Annotated in this window: 22 protein-coding genes; 18 read left to right on the forward strand and 4 right to left on the reverse strand. The window is 51.3% G+C overall.

Going from position 1 to position 26,090, the window contains the following annotated elements:
- Nucleotides 1–30: 30 nt before the first annotated feature.
- The gene (leuS, locus tag LQV63_RS00150) at nt 31–2,472 is read left to right on the forward strand and encodes a leucine--tRNA ligase (protein ID WP_233695279.1); all 2,442 of its coding nucleotides are present in this window, start codon (nt 31–33) and stop codon (nt 2,470–2,472) included.
- On the opposite strand, the gene comER is transcribed toward leuS, so the two are convergent.
- Nucleotides 2,453–3,298, reverse strand: a complete 846-nt coding sequence (gene comER / locus LQV63_RS00155; RefSeq protein ID WP_019422550.1) for a late competence protein ComER — start codon at nt 3,296–3,298, stop codon at nt 2,453–2,455. The two genes, leuS and comER, sit on opposite strands and share 20 nt — an antisense overlap.
- A 138-nt stretch (nt 3,299–3,436) precedes the next feature.
- Between comER and LQV63_RS00160 the strand changes: the two genes are divergently transcribed.
- The 6 genes from LQV63_RS00160 to holA all read left to right on the forward strand — a co-directional run bounded on the left by LQV63_RS00160 (nt 3,437) and on the right by holA (nt 10,872).
- On the forward strand, nt 3,437–4,111 hold the full coding sequence (locus LQV63_RS00160) for a ComEA family DNA-binding protein (protein WP_233695280.1): 675 nt from the start codon (nt 3,437–3,439) through the stop codon (nt 4,109–4,111).
- A 134-nt stretch (nt 4,112–4,245) separates the two neighbouring features.
- Nucleotides 4,246–4,770 carry a deoxycytidylate deaminase gene (locus tag LQV63_RS00165; protein WP_019422548.1) on the forward strand — a complete coding sequence of 175 codons (525 nt, stop codon included), beginning with the start codon at nt 4,246–4,248 and terminating at the stop codon, nt 4,768–4,770.
- A 132-nt stretch (nt 4,771–4,902) separates the two neighbouring features.
- Nucleotides 4,903–7,518: a ComEC/Rec2 family competence protein gene (locus tag LQV63_RS00170; protein WP_233695281.1), complete on the forward strand. Its 2,616-nt coding sequence runs from the start codon at nt 4,903–4,905 to the stop codon at nt 7,516–7,518.
- A gap of 236 nt (nt 7,519–7,754) precedes the next feature.
- A complete protein-coding gene (locus tag LQV63_RS00175) occupies nt 7,755–8,303 on the forward strand; it encodes an RNA polymerase sigma factor (RefSeq protein WP_019422546.1) in 549 nt (182 codons plus the stop codon).
- Entirely contained in the window at nt 8,300–9,565 is a 1,266-nt protein-coding gene (locus LQV63_RS00180; RefSeq protein WP_233695282.1) for an anti-sigma factor family protein, read from the forward strand. Before LQV63_RS00175 ends, LQV63_RS00180 begins: the two co-directional genes overlap by 4 nt.
- A 257-nt stretch (nt 9,566–9,822) precedes the next feature.
- Nucleotides 9,823–10,872: a DNA polymerase III subunit delta gene (holA, locus tag LQV63_RS00185; RefSeq protein WP_233695283.1), complete on the forward strand. Its 1,050-nt coding sequence runs from the start codon at nt 9,823–9,825 to the stop codon at nt 10,870–10,872.
- A gap of 59 nt (nt 10,873–10,931) precedes the next feature.
- Here holA and rpsT read toward each other — a convergent pair whose 3' ends face one another.
- Nucleotides 10,932–11,204 (reverse strand): 30S ribosomal protein S20, encoded by a 273-nt coding sequence (rpsT, locus tag LQV63_RS00190; protein WP_019422543.1) that lies wholly within the window; start codon nt 11,202–11,204, stop codon nt 10,932–10,934.
- A 243-nt stretch (nt 11,205–11,447) separates the two neighbouring features.
- Between rpsT and gpr the strand changes: the two genes are divergently transcribed.
- Entirely contained in the window at nt 11,448–12,449 is a 1,002-nt protein-coding gene (gene gpr / locus LQV63_RS00195) for a GPR endopeptidase (protein ID WP_206096339.1), read from the forward strand.
- A 101-nt stretch (nt 12,450–12,550) separates the two neighbouring features.
- Here gpr and LQV63_RS00200 read toward each other — a convergent pair whose 3' ends face one another.
- On the reverse strand, nt 12,551–13,450 hold the full coding sequence (locus LQV63_RS00200; RefSeq protein ID WP_233695284.1) for a M23 family metallopeptidase: 900 nt from the start codon (nt 13,448–13,450) through the stop codon (nt 12,551–12,553).
- Between the two features lie 346 nt (nt 13,451–13,796).
- Here LQV63_RS00200 and LQV63_RS00205 point away from each other — a divergent pair, with 346 nt between their 5' ends.
- The 6 genes from LQV63_RS00205 (at nt 13,797) to hemW (ending at nt 21,550) form a co-directional block, all read left to right on the forward strand.
- Nucleotides 13,797–14,579, forward strand: coding sequence for a response regulator transcription factor (locus LQV63_RS00205; protein ID WP_267933824.1), 783 nt, complete (start codon nt 13,797–13,799; stop codon nt 14,577–14,579).
- Nucleotides 14,576–16,360, forward strand: a complete 1,785-nt coding sequence (locus LQV63_RS00210) for a sensor histidine kinase (RefSeq protein ID WP_233695285.1) — start codon at nt 14,576–14,578, stop codon at nt 16,358–16,360. The genes LQV63_RS00205 and LQV63_RS00210 overlap by 4 nt, the downstream gene beginning before the upstream one ends.
- Nucleotides 16,361–16,478: 118 nt before the next feature.
- Entirely contained in the window at nt 16,479–17,834 is a 1,356-nt protein-coding gene (locus tag LQV63_RS00215; protein WP_233695286.1) for a stage II sporulation protein P, read from the forward strand.
- A gap of 17 nt (nt 17,835–17,851) precedes the next feature.
- Nucleotides 17,852–18,292 carry a hypothetical protein gene (locus LQV63_RS00220; RefSeq protein WP_019422537.1) on the forward strand — a complete coding sequence of 147 codons (441 nt, stop codon included), beginning with the start codon at nt 17,852–17,854 and terminating at the stop codon, nt 18,290–18,292.
- Nucleotides 18,293–18,427: 135 nt separating this feature from the next.
- Nucleotides 18,428–20,245, forward strand: coding sequence for a translation elongation factor 4 (gene lepA / locus LQV63_RS00225; RefSeq protein WP_019422536.1), 1,818 nt, complete (start codon nt 18,428–18,430; stop codon nt 20,243–20,245).
- Between the two features lie 102 nt (nt 20,246–20,347).
- Entirely contained in the window at nt 20,348–21,550 is a 1,203-nt protein-coding gene (gene hemW / locus LQV63_RS00230) for a radical SAM family heme chaperone HemW (protein ID WP_019422535.1), read from the forward strand.
- Nucleotides 21,551–21,811: 261 nt separating this feature from the next.
- On the opposite strand, the gene LQV63_RS00235 is transcribed toward hemW, so the two are convergent.
- Nucleotides 21,812–21,994, reverse strand: coding sequence for a hypothetical protein (locus LQV63_RS00235; RefSeq protein ID WP_019422534.1), 183 nt, complete (start codon nt 21,992–21,994; stop codon nt 21,812–21,814).
- Nucleotides 21,995–22,186: 192 nt separating this feature from the next.
- Between LQV63_RS00235 and LQV63_RS00240 the strand changes: the two genes are divergently transcribed.
- From LQV63_RS00240 to grpE, 4 genes are all read left to right on the forward strand, one after another.
- Complete coding sequence (locus tag LQV63_RS00240) at nt 22,187–22,648, forward strand: N-acetyltransferase (RefSeq protein WP_233695287.1); 462 nt, start codon at nt 22,187–22,189, stop codon at nt 22,646–22,648.
- A 105-nt stretch (nt 22,649–22,753) separates the two neighbouring features.
- Nucleotides 22,754–23,782 (forward strand): heat-inducible transcriptional repressor HrcA, encoded by a 1,029-nt coding sequence (gene hrcA, locus LQV63_RS00245; RefSeq protein ID WP_233695288.1) that lies wholly within the window; start codon nt 22,754–22,756, stop codon nt 23,780–23,782.
- 34 nt (nt 23,783–23,816) lie between these two features.
- Nucleotides 23,817–25,421, forward strand: coding sequence for a TCP-1/cpn60 chaperonin family protein (locus LQV63_RS00250; protein WP_233695289.1), 1,605 nt, complete (start codon nt 23,817–23,819; stop codon nt 25,419–25,421).
- A gap of 62 nt (nt 25,422–25,483) precedes the next feature.
- The gene (gene grpE, locus LQV63_RS00255; protein WP_233695290.1) at nt 25,484–26,083 is read left to right on the forward strand and encodes a nucleotide exchange factor GrpE; all 600 of its coding nucleotides are present in this window, start codon (nt 25,484–25,486) and stop codon (nt 26,081–26,083) included.
- The last annotated feature ends 7 nt before the right edge of the window (nt 26,084–26,090 follow it).

Here is a 26,090-nt window from a genome sequence, read left to right on the forward strand (position 1 = left end):
GCTACATGGTGCAGCATGAGGAGGATTAGGATGAGTCAAGAAATAAAACAACAGCATGGCTATCAGCCACAATCCATCGAGCCGAAGTGGCAAACGTACTGGGATGAGCAGAAGACGTTTGCGACGCTTGAAGACGAAGATAAGCCAAAGTTCTACGCGCTCGATATGTTCCCTTATCCATCCGGCGCGGGCCTTCACGTAGGCCATCCGGAAGGATATACAGCAACCGATATCATCTCCCGTTACAAGCGGATGCAAGGATATAACGTGCTTCATCCGATGGCATGGGACGCCTTCGGACTGCCTGCCGAGCAGCATGCGCTCGATACGGGCGAGCATCCGCGCGACATTACGGTGAAGAATATCAACAACTACCGCCGCCAGATTAAATCTCTCGGCTTCTCGTACGATTGGGACCGCGAATTCAGCACGACCGATCCCGATTATTACAAATGGACCCAATGGATTTTCATCCAGCTGTACAAGAAGGGGCTTGCATACGTCTCGGAGCTTCCGGTGAACTGGTGTCCTGCGCTCGGCACGGTGCTGGCGAATGAAGAGGTTATCGACGGCAAGTCCGAACGCGGCGGCCATCCAGTCATCCGCAGGCCGATGCGTCAATGGGTGCTGCGAATTACAGAATACGCGGAGCGGCTGCTGGAAGATCTGGAAGAGCTGGATTGGCCGGAAAGCATCAAAGACATGCAGCGCAACTGGATCGGCAAATCGAAAGGCGCGGAAGCGCGCTTTGCGATTGACGGATTCGAGGATGAACTCGTCGTCTTCACGACGCGTCCCGATACGCTGTTCGGCGCGACCTATTGCGTTCTGGCGCCGGAGCACGAGCTCGTAGAGCGAATTACGACTCCGGAACAGCAAGCTGCCGTGAAGGCTTACCAAGATCAAGCTGCGCGCAAGAGCGACCTGGAGCGTACGGACTTGGCGAAAGACAAGACGGGCGTATTCACGGGCACCTATGCGGTGAATCCAGCCAATGGAGCTAAGCTGCCTATCTGGATCGCAGACTATGTGCTTGCCGGTTACGGTACGGGAGCGATTATGGCCGTTCCAGGCCATGACCAACGCGACTGGGAATTCGCGAAGCAGTTCGAGCTTCCAATTGTGGAGATCGTTGCAGGCGGCGACGTAGCGAAGGAAGCCTATTCCGGCGACGGCGCTCACGTTAATTCCGACTTCTTGAACGGCTTGTCGAACGAGCAAGCGATGGCTCGCATGATTGAATGGCTGGAAGCGGAAGGCAAAGGGAAAGGCAAGATCACGTATCGTTTGCGTGACTGGCTGTTCAGCCGTCAGCGCTACTGGGGCGAGCCGATTCCGATTCTTCATCTGGAAGACGGCACGATAAAGCCGGTACCGGAATCCGAACTGCCGGTCATGCTGCCGGATATCGAACAGATCCGTCCTTCCGGTACGGGAGAATCGCCGCTTGCGAACGTGACCGAGTGGGTGAATACGGTCGATTCCGAGACGGGGCTCAAGGCGCGCCGCGAGACGAATACGATGCCGCAATGGGCGGGAAGCTGCTGGTATTACCTGCGCTTCATCGATCCGAAGAACGAGAACGAGCTCTGTTCGAAGGAGAAGCTGGCGAAATGGCTTCCGGTGGACTTGTATATCGGAGGAGTGGAGCATGCGGTGCTTCATTTGCTCTATGCCCGTTTCTGGCACAAGGTGCTCTACGATCTCGGTGTCGTGGAGACGAAGGAGCCATTCTATAAGCTGGTCAACCAAGGGATGATTCTCGGTACAAACGGCGAGAAAATGTCTAAATCCCGCGGCAACGTGATCAACCCGGACAATATTGTTAACGAGTTCGGCGGCGACACGCTCCGCATGTATGAAATGTTCATGGGGCCGCTGGAAGTGACCAAACCTTGGAACACGAACGGCGTGGAAGGCATGTTCCGCTTCCTGAACCGGATCTGGCGCTTGTTTGTAAATGAAGAGGACCAATTGAACAGCAAAATCGTTGACGGGAATGCGGACGATGCATTTTTACGCACATGGCATAAGACCGTGAAGAAAGTTACCGAAGACATGGAGAACTTGCGCTTCAACACGGCGATTAGCCAGCTGATGATTTTCATCAATGAAGCGTACAAGACCGATGTTCTGCCGCGGCAAGCAATGGAGAATTTCGTGCAAATTCTGTCGCCGCTTGCACCGCATATTGCCGAAGAGCTATGGCTGCGTCTCGGCCATAACGAATCGATTACGTACGTGTCATGGCCGACTTATGACGAAGCGTTGACGATAGATGCCGAAGTGGAAATCGTCATTCAAGTAAATGGGAAAATAGCGGAACGCATGAACGTAGCTGCCGATGCTGACGAAGCTGCTATGCAAGAAAAAGCGATGTCCCTGCAGAACGTTCAAGATGCCATTGCTGGCAAGACCGTTCGCAAAGTCATCGCAGTAAAAGGCCGTCTCGTCAATATTGTGGTCGGTTAACTTCATGGTCGCAGAGTTGAGCGTGGACCTTCTCTAGGTCCTCCTCATATTTCGCGTGAGTGACTCCAATGAGCTTCTGGAACACACCTTCTAGTTCTTCATTCAACAGCCGCAGCGCCTCGGCGGTAATGCCGCCGGGGACCGCTACGCGCTGCTGCAGCAGCTCGAGCGTAAAGCCGCCTTCCGTTAACAGCTTGCCTGTTCCCAGCAACATTTCGCACGCCAGACGCGAAGCTTCTTCCTGGTCAATACCGGTCTCCTCTACAGCGGCTTCCACCCATTTCTGCAAGAAGAACGCAATAAATGCCGGTCCGCAGCTCGCCAAATCCGAAGTGATGCGAGTGAACTGTTCCGATACTTGCAGCGGACGACTGATGGCCATCATCAACTGCTCCAGCAGCAATCGATCCTCGGTCTGAATGCGGCCCCCATACATGCATAGCGATGCCCCGCTCCATACATAATTTGTGATGCTCGGAATAATTTTAGCTATTTTACAGTTTAAGCTATTTTCCAAATGCTTGATCAGAACCGGACTTGTGATGGATACAAGGATGAGTTCAGATCGCGCTGTCCCAGCGATTTCATCCAGCACATGCTTGAATTCCGATGGCTTAACGCATAAGAAGACGATGTCGCTCTGCTCCACCGTCTCCGTATTGCTAAGTGCGACTTGAAGTCCGGGGTATTGAGAAGCAAGGTTTTGCACTTTCTGTATCGTACGGTTGCTGGCAATGACCTGCTCCGGTTCCAAGGCTCCCGATTGAATGAGTGCTTCAATGATCGTCGAACCCATACTGCCCGTACCGATAAATCCGACCTTCACGGATGTTCCCTCCTTTGCTACACACTATTCATTTAACGCTGTAAAGCCACATTATACGATTAGCGCATGTTACTTCAAACTATATGATGGATTGGTTGACCATTATACCCTTATCGCTCTGTCGAAAGGAGTAGTAGCATGAAAGATTTCAAAATACCGTTCTCTTCTTTTTTGCAGCGCTGGTTCATGGGAACTAGCATCGCAATTATCGGGTTGGCCCTATGTATGTGGTTATGGCTCAGACCGCAGTGGGAACAAGAGACGGAGTCATGGCAACCTGTTAATGATGAAATTGCCCAGTTGCTGGGACCGCTTGAAGGCACAGAGTCTAATGAAGCAAATAAGTCAGCGCCAAATCGTACGAAGACTGATAAGGCTGCGGCATCCTCATCGTCCTCACCTTCAGCCAAGTCTGCACTAAACGGATCCGAACAGTCGGCAGAGCCACCTTCTTCATCCGGCGCATCCGACGTAATGGACAAGGAGCCACATGCTAATCCGAGCCGAGCAGCGGCACAATCGGATCAGAGCACTTCGGGGGCTGGCGCTTCCAACTCTACGCAGCAGACAGATATAAGAGCATCTGAACCCCCGGCCGCCAACCGTTCAAGCTCAGCGAACTTGATTAATATCAATCAAGCGGACGCTAATCTCTTGACTGAGCTGCCAGGGATTGGACCGAGCAAGGCAAAGGCGATTATCGCTTATCGCGAGCAGCATGGGGCTTTCAACAAAGTGAACGATATAACAAAAGTGAAGGGCATCGGCCCCAAAATGTTTGCCAAGCTGCGCGACAAAATAAGTGTCGAGTAATGGCATACAGTTGCATATCACAGCAGGCCTGCTTACAATATAAGTGCGTGTTCAAAAGGGGGCCTTTTGAACAGCCTCTATAGGGTGAAAACACATAAGAACTAAGGCAGAACGAGACAGGGGATTGTGATGTCATGACAACGACAACGACAACGCGCAAAGATTGGGACACTTACTTCATGGACATTGCGTATATGGTTTCTACACGTTCGCGCTGTCCGAGACGGCATGTCGGCGCAGTGCTTGTGCAAGGAAAGAAGCTGCTTGGCACAGCTTACAACGGGGCGCCTATGGGGGTTCCGGACTGTAGTGAAGCGGGCTGTATGATCGCGGAGCAATATGAAAAGGTCGTTATAGACGGTCAAGAGCAAATGGTGAAAAAGCAGCGCTGTATCCGCACGATTCACGCAGAACAGAATTTACTTCTGTTCACCGATCGGATTGATCGAGAAGGCTCTACCGTATATGTGACGGATCAACCGTGCTGGACATGCGCCAATATGCTGGCCAACAGCGGCGTAACGGAAATTGCGTTTCACCGTCCGTATCCGAAGGACAGCGACAAAGTAAGGGCAATGATGGCACAGAAGGGAATCATATTCCGGCAATTGGACCATTATCAGCCGCCGCGCGAGACGGAGATGGAAACGATAAATTAATAGCATAATGGAATGATGATGGAGGAAGAACCTCTATGCAGCGATGAGTGTCGCTTCGTTAACTGTGGTTGACGGGGCGGGACAAGGCATCGGCATAGAGGTTCTTTTTTTGTATGGAACAGGAGGCTTGAAATGCTGCAACGACGACCGATAGTGGTCATAGCATGCTGCTTCGTTATAGGTGTTCACTTCGGTGCTGCGCTAAGTGCAGGGGCAGCGCTTATCGCAGCGCTTGGCTTGGTTCTAATCCTGCCACTATGCTGCCGATTGAAGTGGTGCAGTTGGAGACTGGCTGTGCTTTATGCGCTTACGCTGCTACTGGCCGTCACTTATTTTATTTGGTCCGTACAGCTTGACCGCAGTTACTGGCCTGAATCCCACGGCGAAGGCGCATCAAATGAAGAACAGGCTGCCATATGGAACGGATTCATCTCTTCACCGGTCGAAAGGGATGGTGACCGTGTACAATTTCATTTTATGTCTACGGACTGGAAATCGACGGAAATGAATGAGCCTGCTCCTGCACGAGAGAAGCTTCTCGTTCAAGTGCGCTTACACATGAAACAGGAAATCGAAGCCGCTGCACAATGGAAAAGAGGTCAGCAGGTGCAAATTGCCGGTACATTGAGCTTGCCTGGCGAAGCGACGAATTTTGGCGCCTTCAGCTACCGTGATTATTTGCGGACGGCACGCATCCATTGGATTGTTAAAGTGAGCGGGGCAGAACAAGTAACAGATACAGCATCGGAGGCTGCTATCTCGCTCATGGACATACAGTGGACAGTTCAGAAAATGTTGGCTTATATAGACGGACTCAGAGAACATTTATCTGGATTGCTGCAGCGACTGTATGAACAGCCTCATAGCGGCTATGTTCAAGGGTTGATTTTGGGCAGCCGCCTCGAATTGGATCCGAATACGTATCAGCAGTTCTCAGAGCTGGGATTGACCCATGTGCTCGCCATTTCCGGGCTGCATGTCGGCGTATTCGTAGGTGCGTTGCTCGGTATGTTCCGTCTGTTAAGAATGACGAAAGAGACAAGCATTGCAGCGGTACTATGGCTCATTCCATTTTACGTGCTGCTTACCGGAGCAGCAGCTTCAGTAGTGAGGGCGGGAATGATGTCCATGGCAGCACTGTATGGACTGCGAAGAGGGTGGCTGAAGGACGGATTGCACATCTTGTCCGCAGCTTTGTTGCTCATGCTTCTATGGCAGCCGCGCTATGCGCTGCAAGTTGGATTTCAGCTGTCCTTCATCGTAACGGCAGGACTTATCGTATTCGTCCCGCATGTGGTCCGTCTGCTTCCGGCTTGGCCAAGCTGGCTCACTTCTTCTATTGCCGTGACGCTCGTAGCACAAGCCGTATCATTTCCGGTAACCGTCTATTATTTTAATCAATTCTCGTTGCTGTCCTTCGGCGCTAACTTCCTGCTTGTACCGTTTATAAGCATGGGTGTGCTTCCGCTAGGAACGATTTCACTGCTTGCAGCCGCGATATATGAACCGTTAGCTCGGCCAGTCGCCTGGATTGTAGTGCGGATGAACGATCTGACCTTTACCATCGTCCAACGACTGAGCCTAATCGAAGGGACAACAGTCATATGGCCAACGCCGCACATATGGTGGATTATTATATATTATGTCAGCCTGAGTCTGCTCATCGTTTCCATGGTCCGATGGATGAACACATATCGTCTTCAACGCCGCTTCCGCCGCCAAACCGGCAGCGCCTCAGAAGATACACAACCGCTAGATACGTTTATTACGCTGCGTTCGGTTACACCTCGGTTCGTGTTATCTGGTCTGCTCGGTGCCTCGCTTCTATTCGGGACGATTATTTACACGGGATATCATAGGGAACGCTCTCTGGATGCCACTATCAGCATTATTGATGTGGGGCAAGGCGACAGTATTCTCATTCGGACAGCAACCGGGCGCCATATCTTGATTGACGGCGGGGGAACCGTTAATTTTCGCAAGCCTGCAGACCGCTGGCGGGACCGCCGGGTGCCGTTTGAGGTAGGGGAGAAGGTCGTTGTACCTCTTTTGAAGCAACGGGGAGTCAGAAGCTTGGCTGCCGTCGTGCTGACGCATGCTGATCAGGACCATGCGGGCGGTCTGCAGGCGGTGCTGGAGCAAATTCCGACGAAGCGATTCGTCATGAATGGAACATGGAAGTCGTCCGCTTCAATGCATTCGCTCTATCGGACTGCGCTGCAGAAACAAATACCAATTATAAAGTGGGAACTGGGCGATACGTGGTCGCTTGATGCATGGACACAAATCAAGGTGCTATATCCCGAAGCATCGTCCGCAGGGAATCATATTTCTACATCGGACCAACAAAACGATTCTTCTATAGTTCTGCATGTGACACTGACACATCCACGCAGCAAGGTGCAGTCGTCCATTTTGCTGACTGGTGATTTGGAGGCGGACGGGGAGCAGATGATGCTTACGAATTCGGACATGTATGAATCCCTGTCGATCGATGTGTTGAAGGTGGCGCATCATGGAAGCAAAACTTCGACGACTCCCGAATGGCTGCAAGCGTGGCAACCTCGCCTTGCCGTTATTTCCGCAGGCCGCAACAATCGATATGGTCATCCGCATCCGCTCGTGCTGGGGGCACTGTCACAAGCGAACGTGCCGGTGCTGCGCACGGATCTGAATGGTGAAGTACAGTTTAAGCTTACAGGCAGTGGATTGAAGGTACGCAAAAAGCATGATAGGATATTTCCATAGTATTTTTAAAAGCACGTCGTCTTGGCGTGCTTTACTTCATTCAAATTCAATTCAAATTCCATTCAATTTAAATTGAATCATCTTACAATGAAATCGAGTTGAATTTTTGCTATGCTAGGAATGAATTTCTACTCTTTATATGAACATGATAGATTATTCTACAAAATGGAATCGGATGAACTGCAACCATTTGCGTCGTCAGCACGTCAATGGATATGCAAGAGAGGGGGATCAAGGTGGTAGAGCCAGAACTCATACGAGCCGCCCAATCCGGCGATCGCGACGCTCTAATCACTCTTTTGCGCGAAATCGAACAATACGTGTATCGTACCGCTTATTATGTTCTGAATAATGAGCAGGATGCACTGGACGCGTCCCAAGAAGCTTTAATCCGGATTTATACAAAAATTCAATCTTATGAGGAAAAGGCCCAATTTAAGACATGGGTACAACGGATCGTAACGAACATTTGCATTGATAAATTTCGCCGAACCCGGCCAACTGTATCCATCGATGAGCATAACCTCGTATTTCTTGGGGATCAGAGTGTAGAGAGAGAAGTTTTATCCGCATATGCGGCTCAAGATATACGTGCTGCGATTGACCGGCTGCCTGAACATCATCGAGCTGTCGTCGTCCTGCGGTATCTGCAAGATTTCTCCTACAACGAAATAGCGGATAGTATGAATTTGCCGCTTAACACGGTGAAGTCTTATTTATTCCGCGCCCGACAACAGCTGCAGACGATGCTGCAAGATTATGAGAAAGGTGGTGTGCGAGGATGAACTGTTCAGAGGTGATGGAACTGATACAACGCAATTTGGATCATGATCTGGATGCATCGGAAAAAAACCTGCTGGCAGATCATGTAAGCCGTTGCCCCGCCTGTGCTGAAATGTCCGAACGATTAGAACAATTGCATGGAGAATTGGCTCAACTCCCCAAGGTCGCTCCGCGATTTAGTCTGGTTGATGCGATTATGCCGAAGTTGGATCAAATTGATTTGGAGCAGCAGGTGGCTGCGGTCGCTGTCGCTCCGCTTGCCCGCTATGAACAGCCCATACCAATCGCAGAACAGGGACACGATCTGGCTGTTCAGCGGGAGGAGCAAGAACAGACGGATCATGCTGCGCCGGGGCGCAAGCATTGGTTTAAGCGTAGGAATTGGCGTGTGGCAAGCGCAGTTATCGCTGCAGGAGTTGTGTTCGGTCTATTTATTATTACATTTAAACCGCCGATGTCGGAGCAAGCTGGAGATTTCCCAGAGATGAACTCTCAACAACACGCTCCCTCCTCCAGCGATTCCGCTGATTCTACAACTATGACGACCAGTCCGACGAAGGAGAGCGCGACGCCGGAGCCGAAGATGCAGGAACCGCGGGAGCCGGAGGATAGGGCGGTCGTGGGGGCGCAGACGCCGGATGACAGTGCTGATTCTGCGAAGAAGGAAGCATCCGATCAGAAGAAAGATAGACAGAGCACTGGCGCCGACAAGCCGGTGAAGACTCCGCTGAAGAAAGACGTGTCCAAAAAACAGACTGAATCTCCAAAGGAACCGTCTGCGTTCAACAACTCGGCTGGACAAGAAGCGCATGAAGGAATTGCAGGCAATCCGCCGCAGGATAAGCACATATCGGCTGATGAGGATCCAGAGGTTAAGGGAGAGACGACGAGTCCCGACCCGGATGGCGCAGTGAAAGATCGTGACGGCAACTCCATGAACTTCATCATGAAGCAATCGATGGAAGCGACGTCTCCGGACGGCAAATGGATGGTACTGTGGGAGAACGGACAATTGGTTCTGTACAAAGTAGCGGATCATCAACAGAGTAAAGTCCATACGCTCGCTTTTGCCGGAACGCCGACCGAAATTTTATGGTCCTCCGACAGCAAGAGCATTGGTGTCAGAACAGTGTCAGAAGATGGCACCGCTCAAGAGAGCAAATATGCCGTACAGAAGGATAGTTTGGTGCCCGCTTCAGAGATAGGGGCAAAATCGGAATCGGAGCCGGATGTGATTCAAGGTACGGTCCAAGAGACGCCTTGATATACGAAAAAGTTTCAATTCATGCACACAAGTAACGCTGCTTGCGTATAGTATTTTAGAATTGCATATAAGCAATGACGTTCCCGTACGTCGTATGACCGTTCGCAGGAAGTTTCTAGAGCTTTACTGCGGACGTTTATCATAGATGTTAGGGGACAGAGGGACTTCGTAATCTGGCTCAAGATTGCGTGAGTCCCTTTGTTTTTGCTGCAAAATTTGCTATGATGAGGTTCGGAAATGTGAGGGGAGGCATCACGGTGGATGTAAAATCTGCTATGAAAGAAATACAGCGGGGCAATCCGCGTTCCATATATGTGCTGTACGGGACGGAGAAATATCGAATGCAAGAGTTTGTTCAATTCCTTGTCCAACATACCGTAGAGGAAGAGAACCGCGAATTGGCCGTGACGAAAATGGACACCGGAGAATCTCCGATTGAACTGGTGATTGAAGAGGCGGAGACGCTTCCATTTCTAGTGGCGCGCAAATGTATTCTCGTTAAGGATCAGAGCATTTTCGCGTCGGGTAAAGACGGTAAAATCGATCATCGTACAGAGCGCCTGCTTGAGTACATGGATCAACCGATGGAAACAAGTATTATCGTATTTCTCGTGCAAGCGGACAAGTTGGACGAACGGAAAAAGACGGTAAAGAAAGCGAAGGCTGAGGGGGCAGTTCTGCCGTTTCTGCCTCTAAGTGCGGAAGAATTGGTGCGATGGGTGAAAAAGCAAATCGAGAGCAATCAATGCTCCATAGCAGATGAAGCAGTCGAAGCTTTGCTCAACAGTGCTGGCACTAATTTGCAGTCTCTATCTGCAGAAATAGAAAAGTGCTGTCTGTTTGCCGGGGCGGGCGGCATTATCGACGTCCCAACTGTGGATCGCCTCATTGCTAAAAATACGGAGCAAAATGTGTTTCAGCTCGTGGAGGATATTGTGCGGCGGCGTGCCGATCGCGCGCTTGCCACCTTATATGAGCTGCTGAAGCAAAAGGAAGAGCCGATTAAGATAATGGCACTGATCGTGCGCCAGTTGAGAATGATGATGCAGGTCAAAGAACTGACCAACCAAAGCTTCAGCCAGCAGCAGGCAGCATCTCAGCTCGGCTTGCATCCGTACGCGGTCAAGATGGCTGCAGAACAAGCCCGGCAATATGATATAGCGGTATTGTCCAACTGGATTGCGGAAGCGGCAGAGCTTGATTATGAGATGAAGTCAGGGCGCGTGGAGAAGGCGCTTGGCTTGGAGCTGTTCATCATGCGGATAGCTGCCGGCGTATCCAGCCAGATGAAAGAAGCCCGGAGATAAGCGCATATGCGTTTATCTCCGGGCTTCTTCGCTTCAAGCTAAGTATGAAAGGCTCGGGCTTACGCTTGCGCAAGCAGAGCGTTCAATTTTTGTGCCAAGCGAGACTTTTTGCGGGCAGCCGCATTTTTGTGGACTAGGCCTTTTGTCACAGCCTTATCCAATTTCTTAGAAGCCAAAGCGACAGCTGCTTTAGCTGTTTCAGCTTCGTTATTCGCCAAAGAGATGTCAGCTGCTTTCACAGCTGTGCGAAGTGCAGACTTTTGGGAAGCGTTCAACATACGACGCTTGTCGTTTGATTTCACGCGTTTAACAGCGGATTTAATGTTTGGCATTGCTTTCACCTCCGTTGCATCGTAGTGCGACAACAGAATCAATTTCAATAGGATGTGTAAAGAAATAGATTCACAACTTAAAGTATTCTATCATGACGAACGGCAAAATGCAATACATTTACCTTGGTTTACATATGCCTATATATGAACATGAAGTCGTTTACATCAGAAGGAAATCGTATAAGATTTCTTTCCTTGCACACAATACAAAGCAAGATATGTTCAAATGGGAGGATAATGCCTATGACTGCGGATTTAAGAGCTTACTCAGTGCGAACGGACTTGGCGCTGGAAGCCAGAGAACTGGCGCAACCGGACGCTGCCGTACCCATTCCCGGAGTTCAGGAGGACGTAGAAGACGTTCGCGGGGTAAAGGTGACGAGAATACACGTCCAGACGGAGGAAGGCTCTCGTGCCATTGGACGAATGCCTGGGCGCTATATTACGATTGAAGTGCCGGGATTACGGCGCAAAGATACTGACCTGCAGGATCGTGTCGCGACGAAATTTGCGCAGCTATTTGAAGCGTTTCTGGAGGAAGTAGGAGTGAAGAAGGGCGACAAGGCGCTTATCGTCGGTCTGGGCAACTGGAACGTTACGCCGGATGCCCTTGGCCCATTAGTCGTGGAAAATGTGTTGGTAACGCGCCACTACTTTGAAATTATGCCAGACCAAGTGAGCCCGGGATACCGGGAAGTCAGTGCTGTCGCGCCGGGTGTATTGGGCGTGACAGGCATTGAATCCAGCGAAATTGTCCAAGGGATTGTGGAACGGACGAAGCCTGACGTCATCATCGCAATCGATGCGCTTGCCTCGAAGGCGCTGGAACGTGTCAATACGACGATTCAGATTGCCGATATCGGCATCCACCCCGGTTCAGGCATTGGCAACAAAAGGCGCGGCCTGACTAAGGACATTCTCGGCATCCCGTGCATTGCGATAGGAGTGCCGACCGTCTGTTATGCTTCCACGATCGTGAACAACGCCATTGATATGATGAAGGAGCATTTTAAGCAGGAAACGAGCAATACACGGGAGATTCTCGGAATGCTGGACGATATCGGGGAGCAGGAGAGGCTGATGCTGGTGAAGGAAGTGCTGGAGCCGCTTGGTCATGATCTCGTCGTAACGCCGAAGGAAGTCGATGAATTTATGGAGGATATGGCGAACATTATTGCCAGCGGGCTCAATGCTTCATTGCACGAAGCAGTTGATACGGATAATGTGGCGGCATATACGCATTAATGTTGGTGATTAAAAAGGCTTCTCAACAGCCTGACGCCTGTATCGAGCAGGCGTCTTTAGGCTGCCGGGAACAATGTAGCATTGCATGAAATCAAAGTAGATTAAGATTGCCCCCGAATTACATCCCCTTGAAGAGGGTCTGCATCATGTTCGAATTGAATCGGTATGGACATGCCCTTCGTCAGGGAAGGCGCATCAGATACTTGAAAATGAATGTGGGCTTCACTTGAATTGCCAGAGTTGCCGCACTCCCCTAGCAGTTGCCCTGCCTTCACGACATCGCCTTGCTTCACCTGGATCGTGCCTTGCTTGAAATGCGCAAGCAGACTGTATTCGTCATTTCCGTGATCCAGAATGACATAATTTCCTTCTGGCTGCTGCTCATTCATCTGTCCGACCGGATAATTATCAGGAATATCGTTGACGACGTCGACAACTTTTCCCTCGAGCGGGGCGACGACAGGCTGACCGAATGCATAGTAGCTTTCGTTCTTTGTCGGATCGCCCTTAAAGCTGAACCCGTCATGTGTGATGACTAGATCGTAGGCATAGCGTTGATTCGGGTAAGCGTAGTGGTAGTTGATGAGCTCATTGCGGCCGCCCCAGAACACCAGCCATTTATCTTGAAATGGCATGCGATAGCCGTTGGTGGTCGGTTTAAGATCCGTTTCCGCTGAGACGAGCGGGATGAATTGCATGGAGATGATCTGATTGTCCGCCAACATTGCCATCACTCCCTTCTGACCGGCAGCGTCCGTCCAGACGTATTTGTCTGCACCATTCAGTGTCATGCTCGACAATCGCTTCGGAGTCTCCCCTTTACTCCAAAAATTTTGCAGCTGCTGCTCCACTTCTTGTTGAGACACCTTCTGTTGAAAGCTTGCGGATAAGCTTTGATGCAGTGTGGCCGCGTCATGGTCTCTAATCCAGTCCTCAATCTGTTCCGGTGAAATGTCGGCGGAAGGCGCAGACGATTCTGCTGGAGCTTGTGTTGCCTTCATTGCAGTTTCTCCTTTCTTCTCGGCTTGAAATGAGCAGCCTGTCGTCAGGAGGCCAGTACAGACCGTTAATGCTAATACGCACATAGTAAGACGGTAATTCACTTCCATCATCCTCTCATCTTTGCGTCACTACCCTCATAAGGGTAATCACTGCACTATCTTCATCATAATGGGCCAGCTTGAACGGAGCCGTAACCGCTGCCCATTCTTTTCTTAACTTTTCATGCGAGAAAGGCTTCTAATTACGAATCTGTTAAGGTTCCGTTAAGATAGCGTTGAATGGCGTGAAAGGTGAACATGATAGAATAGAATGGAAGGCGAGAGGAAAAAGAGAGGAAGAACTTTGATGGAAACAGATATTCGAGCAGCACACATCTTAATTGTGGAAGATGAAGCAGCTTTAAGCAAAATGGTGCACACCGTCCTGCAAAAGGAAGGCTTTACTCATATAACTTGCGTGGCGACAGGGGAAGAGGCTGTTCACTGCTGCCGCAGCCAGCCTGTTGATCTGGTTGTGCTGGATGTTATGCTGCCTGGCAAAAGCGGCTTTGAGCTTGCTCCATTCATTCGGGAGCAGACGGATGCCCCGATTATATTCGTTACGGCGCGCACGACGGATTTGGATAAGCTGACAGGCTTCGCCTTAGGAGGCGACGACTACATGACGAAGCCGTTCAACCCGCTGGAGCTCGTTGCGCGCATCAAGGCGCAGTTGAAACGTTATATGGCCGTTGTGAGCAGCCAAGCGGACAAGCGGCGTGAACCGGACCTAACCGTATATCAATGCGGGCGGTTTCAACTAGATGAAGCAGCTGGAGAATTAAGGGTGGAGGGCAGACCGGTTGAGTGTCCGGCGATGGTATTTCAGCTGCTCTTGTTTTTATGCAAGCATCCGAACCGGATTTTCTCTAAAAGCGAACTGTATGAAAGCGTGTGGGGACACGATGCGGTAAGCGATGATAATACGGTGATGGTGCACATCCATCGCATTCGGGAACGCATCGAAGCCAATCCGAGCCAGCCTGAAGTTCTGGTTACCGTGCGCGGCATGGGCTATAAGCTTGTTCCGCCGGCCAAAGCGATTCCAGTACGCCTGATCTCATCGTCAACAGAAGGTGAAGGAAGATGAAGACGAGCAGAAGGCTGGCTTGGCATTACGGTTGGCAGTGGCTTGTAGTCGGAGCGGTGCTGCTCTGTACGGTGTTCGCCGCCTTCTTATGGGTGGCCGATCGCATGATAGCGCTCGATCTGAATCGGAGCTTTGCCCGACATGGTCCGAACCAAGTATCCGAGTCTTTGTCGATGGACCTGCATGGCAATGTGCGATGGGATGACGAACTGCAGGATCAGGTGAGAGCGAGCGGTGGTTGGATGCAACTCATCGATGAGGAAGGGAATGTTCTCAAATCTTTTGAGACGCCATCCGATGTGCCAACGCATTACTCGGCCGGTGAGGTTGCCGCCTACGCGCAGGGTAAGAGTCCGTTCCCATATGATTTATATATTTACATCAAGCAGCTGGATAATCGTGCCGTCACACTGCTGTACGGCGTAAATCCGAAGGATGAGAGGCTGCTGGAGACGTGGCTCGCAGCACGCAGCGGAGACACCGGCGATGGAGCAGATGCTCTTGAGACTATGCTGGAGAAGCATCAAGCATGGGTGCAAAGGCTGGATGCAGACGGTATGGAGCTCGCTTCGTGGAACAAGCCGGAAGACGCGCCTAATCGGTACTCGTTGCAGGATATCGTCATGCAGACGATGTATGAAGAGCGCTACGGACAGCGCGTGGCCTACCGCTATGATACGGCATCGCGCGAGACATGGCTGCTGCACATGCCATTTTCGCCTTCGGTTCCAGGAGTGAAGGCGGCGGGATTTACGATTGAATCCTATGATCAGCTGTTTGTGATAGCCATTGCCGGCACTGTGGCATTTATGCTATTCGTATTTATTATGATGGCGTGGTGGCAAAGCTCGCGTCTTGCCCGGCCGTTGCAGCATGTCATGAAATGGACTGAGAGCATATCATCGGGACATTATGAGGAGCCGGTCAATACGCGCGGAATCCCCCATTCGGAACGGAAAAATGGGAAGTTGAAGCGGAATTACCGCATATATGGGGATATTATGCAGTCACTGCAGCAGATGGCCTTGCGCTTAAAGAGCGCTGATGAAGAGCGGATAAGGCACGAAACGTACAGGGAGGAGTGGCTGGCGGGACTATCACATGACTTGAAGACGCCACTTGCGTCCATTATCGGTTATGCGCATTTGCTAAGCGCAAAAGAATACGCTTGGGAACCGGAAGAAGCGTCAGAATTTGTAAACATCATGAAGCAAAAAGCGGAGATGATGGACGATCTGATACAGGATCTCAATTTGACGTATCAGCTCCAGAGCGGGAGTCTGCCGCTGCAGCGCGAACTGATAGATATACGTCATTGGTTAACCGAGACGCTCCAGGACATATTTGTGCTCCCGCAATTATCCGAAGCGGAGTTCGAAACCTTCTTCCCCGAGCAGGAAGTTCTCTTTAAGATTGATACGCGTTATTTCCGCCGTATGGTGGACAATGTATGTATGAATGCCTTCTTGCATAATCCGCCTGGAACGAAGTTGAAGGTGGAATTAATGACGGAAGATAATAAGCTGACGCTCAGCTTCACTGATAATGGTAAAGGAATGGACGCGAACACATTGAAACGGTTGTTTACCCGGTACTACCGCGGTAGGACCACAGACGAGACAGCGAAGGGGAGCGGGCTTGGATTGGCGATTACGAAGCAGCTCGTCGAAGCTCACGGTGGCTCAGTGGAGGCTAGCAGCACATTAGGCGGCGGAACGCTCATCGCTTTTCATTTTTTACTAGAGGTTGTTCAACATGAATTAATAGACTCTCAAATGTAATAGTTCTACTTCATAGATTGTCCTCATAGATTCTACTAAATGCACTCTCTTAAATACAGCATGAAGCGCGGTTGTTGCTTGCAGTTAGAGAGGGACAGCAGGTGGAGGAGGACATCGCATGTTTCGGATATTTAATGTTGGGAAGCTGAAGCAAAAATGGATGCAGGCGCTCGTGATGGGACGAACGTTTGTGTTATTGTCTATCGGTTCGGCTGTTTTTTTCATTGTGCTCGGTCTGGGCGGATTGGTGGAGCAGAAGCTGGAATCCTCCCCGCTGTCGTCCATGAAGGGTGTCGCGGCACAGCTTTCCACTCGTTTTTTTGTAGATATGATGGCAATGGAAATGCCTAAGCTGCCCAAAGGCGAAGGGGAAGCATCGCTTTCTCGCAATCAGGTTGCTCAATTTCTCGTCCAACTGGCGACGAATGTCAATCCGTTCGACCCGAAAAGTTTACTGGCGGGCGAGGTTCCCGGGCTCGACCGGGATGCGGCGATTCCACTTCGGCTTGGAGTAGGAAATCAAGCGGTGAAGGGACCGGAAGATTATCCGTTGCCCGCTAACCTGGGGGATAAGCATCCAGATGAACACGGAGGGGAGCCGACGAACGGACCGGACCAAGGCGATCAAGTACCGGGAGGCAAGGGAAATGGACAAGGTGCAGAAACGGTGCGGCCGCCGACGAAGCCGGAGCCAAATAAAGGTCAGGACAATTCAGGGAAATCCAAGACCAATTTAAACAATTATGTCTTCATCTATCATTCACACAATCGGGAATCGTGGAATCCTGAGCTAGAAAAACAAAGCAACAACCCGAACGATGCGAAGACAAACATTACGCTAGTAGGCAAGCGGCTGCAGGAGCAACTGGAGAAGCAGGGCATCGGAGCTGTTCATTCCAACGAAGATTATTCTTCATCGATAAAAGGGTATAACTGGAATATGTCTTACAAATACTCTAAACAAACAGTAAAAGAAGCGATGGCTCAAAATAAAGAGCTGCAATTTTTCTTTGATATTCATCGCGATGCGCTGCGCCGGAAAGATTCGACGGTTGAAATCAAAGGAAAATCATACGCGCAGGTGTACTTTATTATCGGTCACCGCAATCCGAATTGGAAAGAGAACGAGAGCTTCGCAAGTGAAATCCATGAGAAGCTGGAAGAGCGATATCCCGGAATTTCCCGCGGAATATGGGGCAAGTCAGCGGCTCAGGGCAATGGGGAATACAATCAATCATTGTCGCCTAATAGCGTAGTTATTGAAGTCGGCGGCATCGATAATACGTTGGAAGAGTCTTATCGCACAGCGGATGTGCTCGCCGATTTAATCGCGGAAATCGTTCGGGAGCTTACAGAAGCGAAGCCAGTGAACAAGCCAGTGCCAAAGGTGCCCAAGCCGGCAGAGAACAAAGCTGTCGACCGCAAGACCGTCCTCAAGAAACAGCAGCAGACGTCCGCTGGGGCGAATGGATAACGGGGAGGCCGCTACCAATGTCGCGTTACATGAAACAGCTTATCGGCATGATCGTGCTGCTAGCGCTTGGAGTCTTCATTGGGATGGAAGTCGCTTCGGTGGGGATGGATCGGGTGTATGGACCGATGGATGCGGGACGTGAGGCGGTGAATGCGTCTACGTCCTGGCGTGTGGACGAGAGCGGCAACGAAGGCGTAAGTCCGTGGTCTGAGCCGAAATCGCAGCGCAACCAGGTGGAACAGCCAATCAGCGGCGAGCGCACGAAGCAACACGATAGGACTGGCACGAACCGGGACGCGGTGACACATGATGGTTATGATATGTCTGACTCTCCATGGCTTCCCCCGGTGGAGGATGCACCGGTCAACAAGCTGGCGGACGAAACGGCAGGGCTGCTGCAGCATTTGTCTCAGGCAGGCATTCGCGCGGTTGTGGGGCTGTTTAGCGGACTATTTTGAAAAATAAACGGGCTTTTTGTTACGTTATTTTGTGGCGGAAGTTGAGGATCATGTCGTTCCCATTGCTGAGGCCTCTTCATTTCGGTATAATATATAAATTGAAACTTGGCTCAGTGGTGGGGGTATGGAAATCGAATGACGGAACTGCTGTCACGACAAAAGAAAATTCGCAATTTTTGCATTATTGCGCACATTGATCACGGGAAGTCTACACTTGCCGATCGAATTTTGGAATACACCGGGGCGTTGACGTCCCGTGAAATGCAAGCCCAAGTGCTCGACAAAATGGACTTGGAGCGCGAACGGGGCATTACGATTAAGCTGCAGGCGGTCCGCTTGAACTATAAGGCGGACGACGGTGAGGAATATATTTTGAACTTGATCGACACGCCGGGACACGTCGACTTCACGTATGAAGTATCCCGCAGCTTGGCCGCGTGCGAAGGCGCTTTGCTTGTCGTCGACGCCGCACAGGGCATCGAAGCGCAGACATTGGCTAACGTCTATCTTGCGCTCGACAACGATCTCGAAATAATACCGGTCATCAATAAGATTGACCTGCCAAGTGCAGAGCCGGATCGCGTCAAGCAGGAGATCGAAGAAGTGATCGGTCTCGATTGCTCGGAAGCGGTGCATGCTTCTGCCAAAGCGGGCATCGGCATTAAGGAAATATTGGAACAGGTCGTCCAGAAGGTGCCATCGCCGACGGGTAATCCAGAAGAGCCGCTGAAGGCGCTCATATTCGACTCGCACTACGATCCTTACAAAGGCGTTATTGTCTACGTGCGCGTCGTGGATGGAGCCATCCGCTCCGGCAGCAAGATCAAGATGATGGCGACAGGCAAGACGTTCGAGGTAATCGAGGTCGGCGCCTTTAAGCCGAGCATGACGATCGTGGACGAACTGAACGTCGGGGATGTCGGCTTTATCGTGGCAGGCATCAAGAACGTCGGCGACACTCGTGTCGGGGATACGGTGACGGACGCGAAGAAGCCGACAGTGGAACCGCTGCCTGGCTATCGCCGTATTAACCCGATGGTATTCTGCGGTCTGTATCCGATTGAGACATCGGATTACAATGACTTGCGGGAAGCGCTCGAGAAGCTGCAATTGAACGACGCTTCGCTCACGTTTGAGCCGGAAACGTCTTCCGCGCTCGGCTTTGGTTTCCGCTGTGGATTTCTAGGCTTGCTGCATATGGAAATTATCCAAGAGCGCATCGAGCGTGAATTCAACATTCCGCTTATTACGACGGCACCAAGCGTAATTTACCGCGTTACACTGACGAATGGCACTACGTTCGACATCGATAATCCGTCTAATTATCCGGAACAGGGCAAGCTTGAGTACGTCGAAGAGCCATATGTCAAAGCTGCCATTATCGTGCCGAACGATTTTGTCGGAGCTGTTATGGAGCTGTGCCAAGGAAAACGCGGCGAGTTTGTGGATATGCAATATTTGGACACGACGCGTGTCACGATCACATATCAGATTCCGTTGGCAGAAATCGTCTATGATTTCTTTGACCAGTTGAAATCAAACACGAAAGGCTATGCATCCTTCGATTATGAGCTGTCAGGATACCGCCAGTCGAACTTGGTTAAGATGGATATTTTGTTGAATGGAGAGCAGGTTGACGCTTTGTCCGTCATCGTGCACCGTGACCGTTCACATCATCGCGGCAAGTTGATTTGCGAGAAGTTGCGTGAACTGATTCCGCGCCAAATGTTCGAGGTGCCAATACAAGCAGCTGTCGGAACGAAGATCATGGCTCGGGAAACGGTTAAAGCAATGCGCAAGAACGTGCTTGCGAAATGTTACGGTGGTGACATTTCGCGTAAGCGCAAGCTGCTGGAGAAGCAGAAAGAAGGGAAGAAGCGCATGAAGCAGGTCGGCAGCGTTGAGGTGCCGCAGGAAGCGTTCATGGCTGTATTGAAAATTGATGACAAATAAGTAAAGGGGAGGAGGCGGTCGCCTCCTCTTTTTAATAGATGCGGATCCAAAAGTGTTTTTAGATCGTGCATGATATAGCGATGCGAAAGGAGGGTTCTCGCCATGTCGGCGATTCAACCTTCATTACAACAACAACCTTATCCGGCTCATGCTCCACGTGCGCTGTATATTCATATTCCATTTTGCACGAACAAATGCTTTTACTGTGATTTCAACTCCTATGTGCTGAAAGGTCAGCCAGTGATGGACTACTTGCGGGCGATGGAGCAAGAAATGAAGCATACGGTAGAGCAATGTCCTCCAGATGAGATCGACACGATCTTCGTCGGTGGCGGAACGCCTACCGTTTTGAAGCCAGATCAAATGGCCTATTTTCTCGATTCAGTGCGGAACGCGTTCCCGAATTGGAGTAAACAGATTGAATTCAGCATGGAGGCCAATCCCGGCACGACGGATCTCGAGAAGCTGCGCGTCATGCATGCAGGCGGTGTGAATCGGATAAGCTTCGGCGTGCAGTCATTCAACAATAATCTGCTGCATGAAATTGGAAGGATTCATAACACGGACGATGTGTACCGCAGTATTGAGAATGCGCAGAAAGCGGGCTTTGACAACATGTCCATTGATCTGATGTTCGGGCTGCCGAATCAGACGGTGGAGATGCTGGAGCATAGCGTTGAGAAAGCGTTGGAGCTCGATTTGCCGCATTTGTCCATTTACAGCTTGAAGGTGGAAGAAAATACGCTGTTCCATGCGATGTACCACCGCAATGAGCTGCCGCTTCCTAGCGAAGAAGATGAGCTTGAAATGTACATGGTCATTATGGAACGCATGAAAGCGGCGGGGTACGACCAGTACGAAATCAGCAACTTTGCGAAGCCCGGATATGAGAGCCGACATAACACGACTTATTGGCGCAATGAAGATTATTATGGTATCGGGGCGGGTGCGCACGGCTATACGAAGAGAGAGCGGCATCTGAACATTAAAGGGGTTACGCCTTATGTGGAGGCATGCCACAATGGGTTGCCGCGCCTTGATACTTTTTGCATAGATGAGGCCGAGGCGATGGAGGATTTCATGATGGTCGGCCTGCGCTTGCTGGAAGGGGTAAGCAGTGACCGCTTTGCGGAGCAGTTCGGAGGCGCGCTGCTTGACAAGGTGTTTGCTGCTCCGCTTAAACGGCTGCTGAAGCAAGGATTAATTGAAGTGACATCGGAAGGGTATCGTTTGACAGAGCAAGGGCTGCTGTTCGGCAACGATGTATTCGGCTCCTTTGTGGGGTTGTTGAGCGGCGAGAAGTGAGCGGTTGAGAGCAACTGTTAGTGTCATAGCTTAATACGGAGGCCGGTTGTACCTGCGTTCGGAATAACGTCAACAACAAAAATGTCGCTGCTACGATATAGAAGGCTGCTTCAAGAGCAGACAATATCGTGCAGCGGCATTTTTTATTTACTATGTTGCTGCTTATGAAAATAAGCAGTTAAGCTATTAATTATTTATTTTGGTGAAATAGTAATGGTTTGTAGGGAGAATGCACGAAAGATGAGTTATTTATTGATTGATTTAGCGCTTTAATACCATCCGCAGCAATAGCGAGATCATAAAAGCCATGCAGAACGACCCGAATAAGAGGCCGATGAAGGTGACGATAACCATACTTGCAGTAGGATGATATAACTGTGGAATGACCATCATCGTGCTAATCACTGTAAAAAAAAGAGTTAATAGCGATATCCGTTTTTTCATAAGTGAAATCACCTGACCTTATTAATGTAAATCGCTACGCTTAGTATATCCAGATTGAAGATAGACATGTATCGGAATGAACGGAGCGGGGAGTGCCTCCCAGGTAAAATAATCCTTGATAAACTATGCATCATGATGTATATTCATTCATGAATATTATGTGAGTTACATCACACGCGGAGGGAAAGTACGATGACAGCCATGGTGAGAAAGGCGACACCAGACGATATTGATACGTTGTTTGAACTTATACAGCATTATGCAGAGCAAGGAATTATGCTTCCACGTTCCCGAGACATACTTGAGAAGCAACTGGAGCATTTCGTCGTCGCTGAGCTGGGCGGACAAATGGTAGGCTGCGGCTCACTGTGCCAACTGGGCAGCGACCTTGTCGAAATTCGTTCGCTTGGCATTACACCGGGGCATAAAGGAAAGGGAATCGGTTCATTGCTTGTTGACGAGCTTGTCGCCGAAGCTAAAGAACGAGCGATACCCAAGGTAATGGCTTTAACGTACGAGGCCAAATTTTTTCAGAAGAATGGTTTCGACATTGTGCAAAAAGAAATATTCCCGGAGAAAGTATGGACCGATTGCGTTCATTGCAAAAAACGGGATTGCTGCGATGAAATAGCTGTCCTCAAAGTACTGAACTGACTTGACAATCGTCTTGTCCGTTTGGTATTTTTGTTATATCGGTTAGCACTCGACTGTGATGAGTGCTAACGACCGGAGACAACAAGAGACTGAGGAGGGATGCGCATGTTGACGGAACGCCAACGCATGATATTGAACGCTATCGTAGATGATTATATTCGTTCCGCGGAACCTGTCGGTTCACGCAGCATTTCGAAACGGGGCGATGTTGGGTATAGCCCGGCTACAATTCGAAATGAGATGGCCGATTTGGAAGAACTCGGGTTTCTTGAGCAGCCGCATACGTCTGCAGGGCGCATTCCATCCCATAAAGGCTATCGCTATTATGTCGACCACCTCGTCCGATTGGATAATTTATCGATCGATGAGGTTGGGCGGTTGAAGTCGGTCTTCGCGGAAAAAATAACAGCAATGGAAGAAATCGTGCAGCATACGGCTTCCATTCTGTCACAGCTTACGAATTACACGTCGATTGCGTTAGGGCCCGAGGTGTTCAACGCATCGCTTCGCCATTTTCAATTATTGCCGCTCAATGAAGAGACGGCGGTGGCCATCGTCGTAACGAACACCGGTCATGTGGAGAACAAGACGGTGCCTATTCCGCCGGGCATTTCAGCATCCGAGCTGGAGAAGGTCGTCAACGTGCTGAATACGAAGCTTGTCGGAGTGCCGCTCTTTAAGCTGCGCGCTCAGCTCTATAATGAAATCGGGCAAGAATTGAGCAAGTATGTGTCTCACGTGCAAGAAATGATGACGATGGTCGAGAGCATTCTTGCTGACGACAGCTCGCATCGGGAAGTATACTTGAGTGGGACGACCAATATACTTGCGCAGCCAGAGTTCCAGGACGTTGACAAGATTAAGACGATATGGGAGCTGCTTGAAGAGACACCAGCTTTGATCAAGGTCGTCGGCTCGGCCCCAACTGGGATTCAAGTTCGCATCGGGCAAGAGAATTTACATGAAGCGATATCGAATTGCAGCATGATTACGGCAACGTACACGATTGACGGGCAGACGCTCGGAACGATTGGAGTATTGGGGCCGACACGGATGGAGTACGGGAAAGTCATTAATATGATGAATCATTTGTCTGGACAATTAGCGCTGTTCATGCGGCGTTGGTATAAATAACGTGAATGCATGATGGTGGGAAGGGGCGTCGATCATGACTCAAGGAAACGGGCAAGTGCAAGAGACCGATGAGCGCTACGCGACGCTCCTGAACAATGCCGGTGCCGTGCGGGCGCTGTGCGCGGCTGTAGAAGGCACGTTAGGTCCGAAAGGCTTGGATGTGATGCTTGTCGGCGGGGACGGGGACGTCATTATTACGAATGATGGGGTGACCATCTTGGAAAAGATGGACGTGTCCCACCCAGCCGCGAAGCTGCTCATTCAAGTCGCGCGCGCGCAACAGAACGAAGTCGGTGACGGCACGACGACGGCGACGGTGTTGGCCGGCGCACTCGTGCAGGAGGGCGTAGCCCAAGTGACGAAGGGCGTTCCGGCCGCAAAAGTGGTCACAGGCTTAATGCAGGGCATTGGCGCTGCCACTGAAGCGCTTCGGCAGCGTGCGGTCCGTCTGGAAGGCTGGGATGACGTGCGGCTGCGTCGTGCCGTACATATTGCAGGACGAGAGCAGGAGGACGTTGTCCGTCTGGTGCTTGAGGCTGGACAGGCGGTGGGCTGGGAACAGCTGCAGGATCCGTATTACCGTTTCGCCGAGACGATCGTAGCGCACGAGAAGGCGAAGAACGAATGGTTTCACGGCGTCATGCTGAAGCAGAAGCCGCTGCAGCGAGATTGGCTCCCCGAGCGTAATTGCTGCCGTGTGCTAGTGCTGCAGGACAGCTTGGAGCCAGATGCGCTCGATGAGCAGCTGCTGACGACAGAGGCTGGCTTCCAGCAGTATATGACGCATCGCGGTGTATTTATGCAGCGTCTTGCGCAGCTTCACGAGCTGGGCGTCGGCTTCATCGTACTGGAGCGCGGTATCCATCCGGAAGCGGAACAATTCTGCTTGGACCACGATATGATGGTCGTGCAGCGTGTTAGCCGCGAAGATATTGCGCGCGTCTGCCGCCTGACGGGCGGCAAGCCGCTCAAGCGCGCGGCGCTCGCGAAGGATGCCGCTGTGCTTGAGCCGCTGCTCGGCCGCACCGCCTGCGTGCGCTACGATGAGCGCCTGGAGCGCGTGCGCCTGTATGCCCCGGACTCGCCGGGACATACAGGCGATGCCGGTGGAGTCGTCTCCGGCAAGGACCCGACTCCGCCGCGACGCGCGCAGGTGACGCTCATCGTGGGCGCCAGCACGCGCGAGGTCGTGGGCGAGCGGGCTCGCATCGCCCAGGACGCGGCCGCGGCGCTGCAGGCAGCCGTGCAAGGCGGCGTGCTGCCAGGCGGCGGCACGACGGAGCTGGCGCTCTCGTACCGGCTCGAGCGCTACCGCGAAACGGTGCGCGGCATGGAAGCCTTCGGCATTGCCGCAGTCGCGCAGGCGCTGCGCAAGCCAATGGCGCAAATTGTGCTGAACGCTGGCTTCAATCCGCTGGAGAAGCTGGAAGAAGCCCGTGCTGCGCAGACGGCGGAAGGCAACGAGGCCATCGGCATCGATTGCGACAGCGGAGCGCTGCTGGACTACGCCCGAGCAGGGATATTCGACCCGGCGACGGTGAAGCTGCACGCCTTGCATGCGGCAGGAGAAGTGGCGGCAGCCGTTCTCCGCATTCATACTGTGATTAAGATGAAGCCCGATGCATCGACATCGGCTTGACATGTTGAAATGAAGATGGTTAGAATTCAATCGGATTTAATTATAAAGGGGAGGTGAAGGGGTTGAACCCAGAACAAGAAGAGATGAAAGTTACCGAAGAAGACATGCAGGCCACTGCTGCCCATGATGAACATAGCAATGAAGCAGATACTGACGCCTCAGCTTCTGACGCCTGCTCCGGCACACAAGCAGCAGATGAGAGCAATCCGCTCCACACGGAGCTGGAACAAGCGAAAGAACAGGCGGATGAGCATTACCAGCGCTATCTGCGTACTCAGGCGGACTTTGATAACTTCCGCCGCCGCACGATGAAGGAGAAAGAAGACCTTGCGAAGTACGCTTCCGCGAAGGTCATCACCGAGCTGCTGCCAGTGCTTGACAACTTCGAGCGCGCACTCTCCACAGGCCAAGAGGCTAGCGAGACGGAATCGTTCGTCAAAGGCGTAGACATGATCTTCCGCCAAATCCAGCAAGTGATGGAGCAGGAAGGCGTCCAGCCGATGAATGCGGTAGGAGAGCAATTCAATCCGGAATACCATCAAGCGATTATGCAGGTGGAATCGGATGAGTATGAAGAAGGCTTCGTAGTGGAAGAAGTGCAGAAGGGCTATATGCTGAAAGATAAAGTACTGCGCCCGGCAATGGTAAAAGTTAGCGGCTAGCTGCATA

This window comes from Paenibacillus profundus (assembly GCF_021369635.1).
GTDB lineage: Bacteria > Bacillota > Bacilli > Paenibacillales > Paenibacillaceae > Paenibacillus_B > Paenibacillus_B profundus.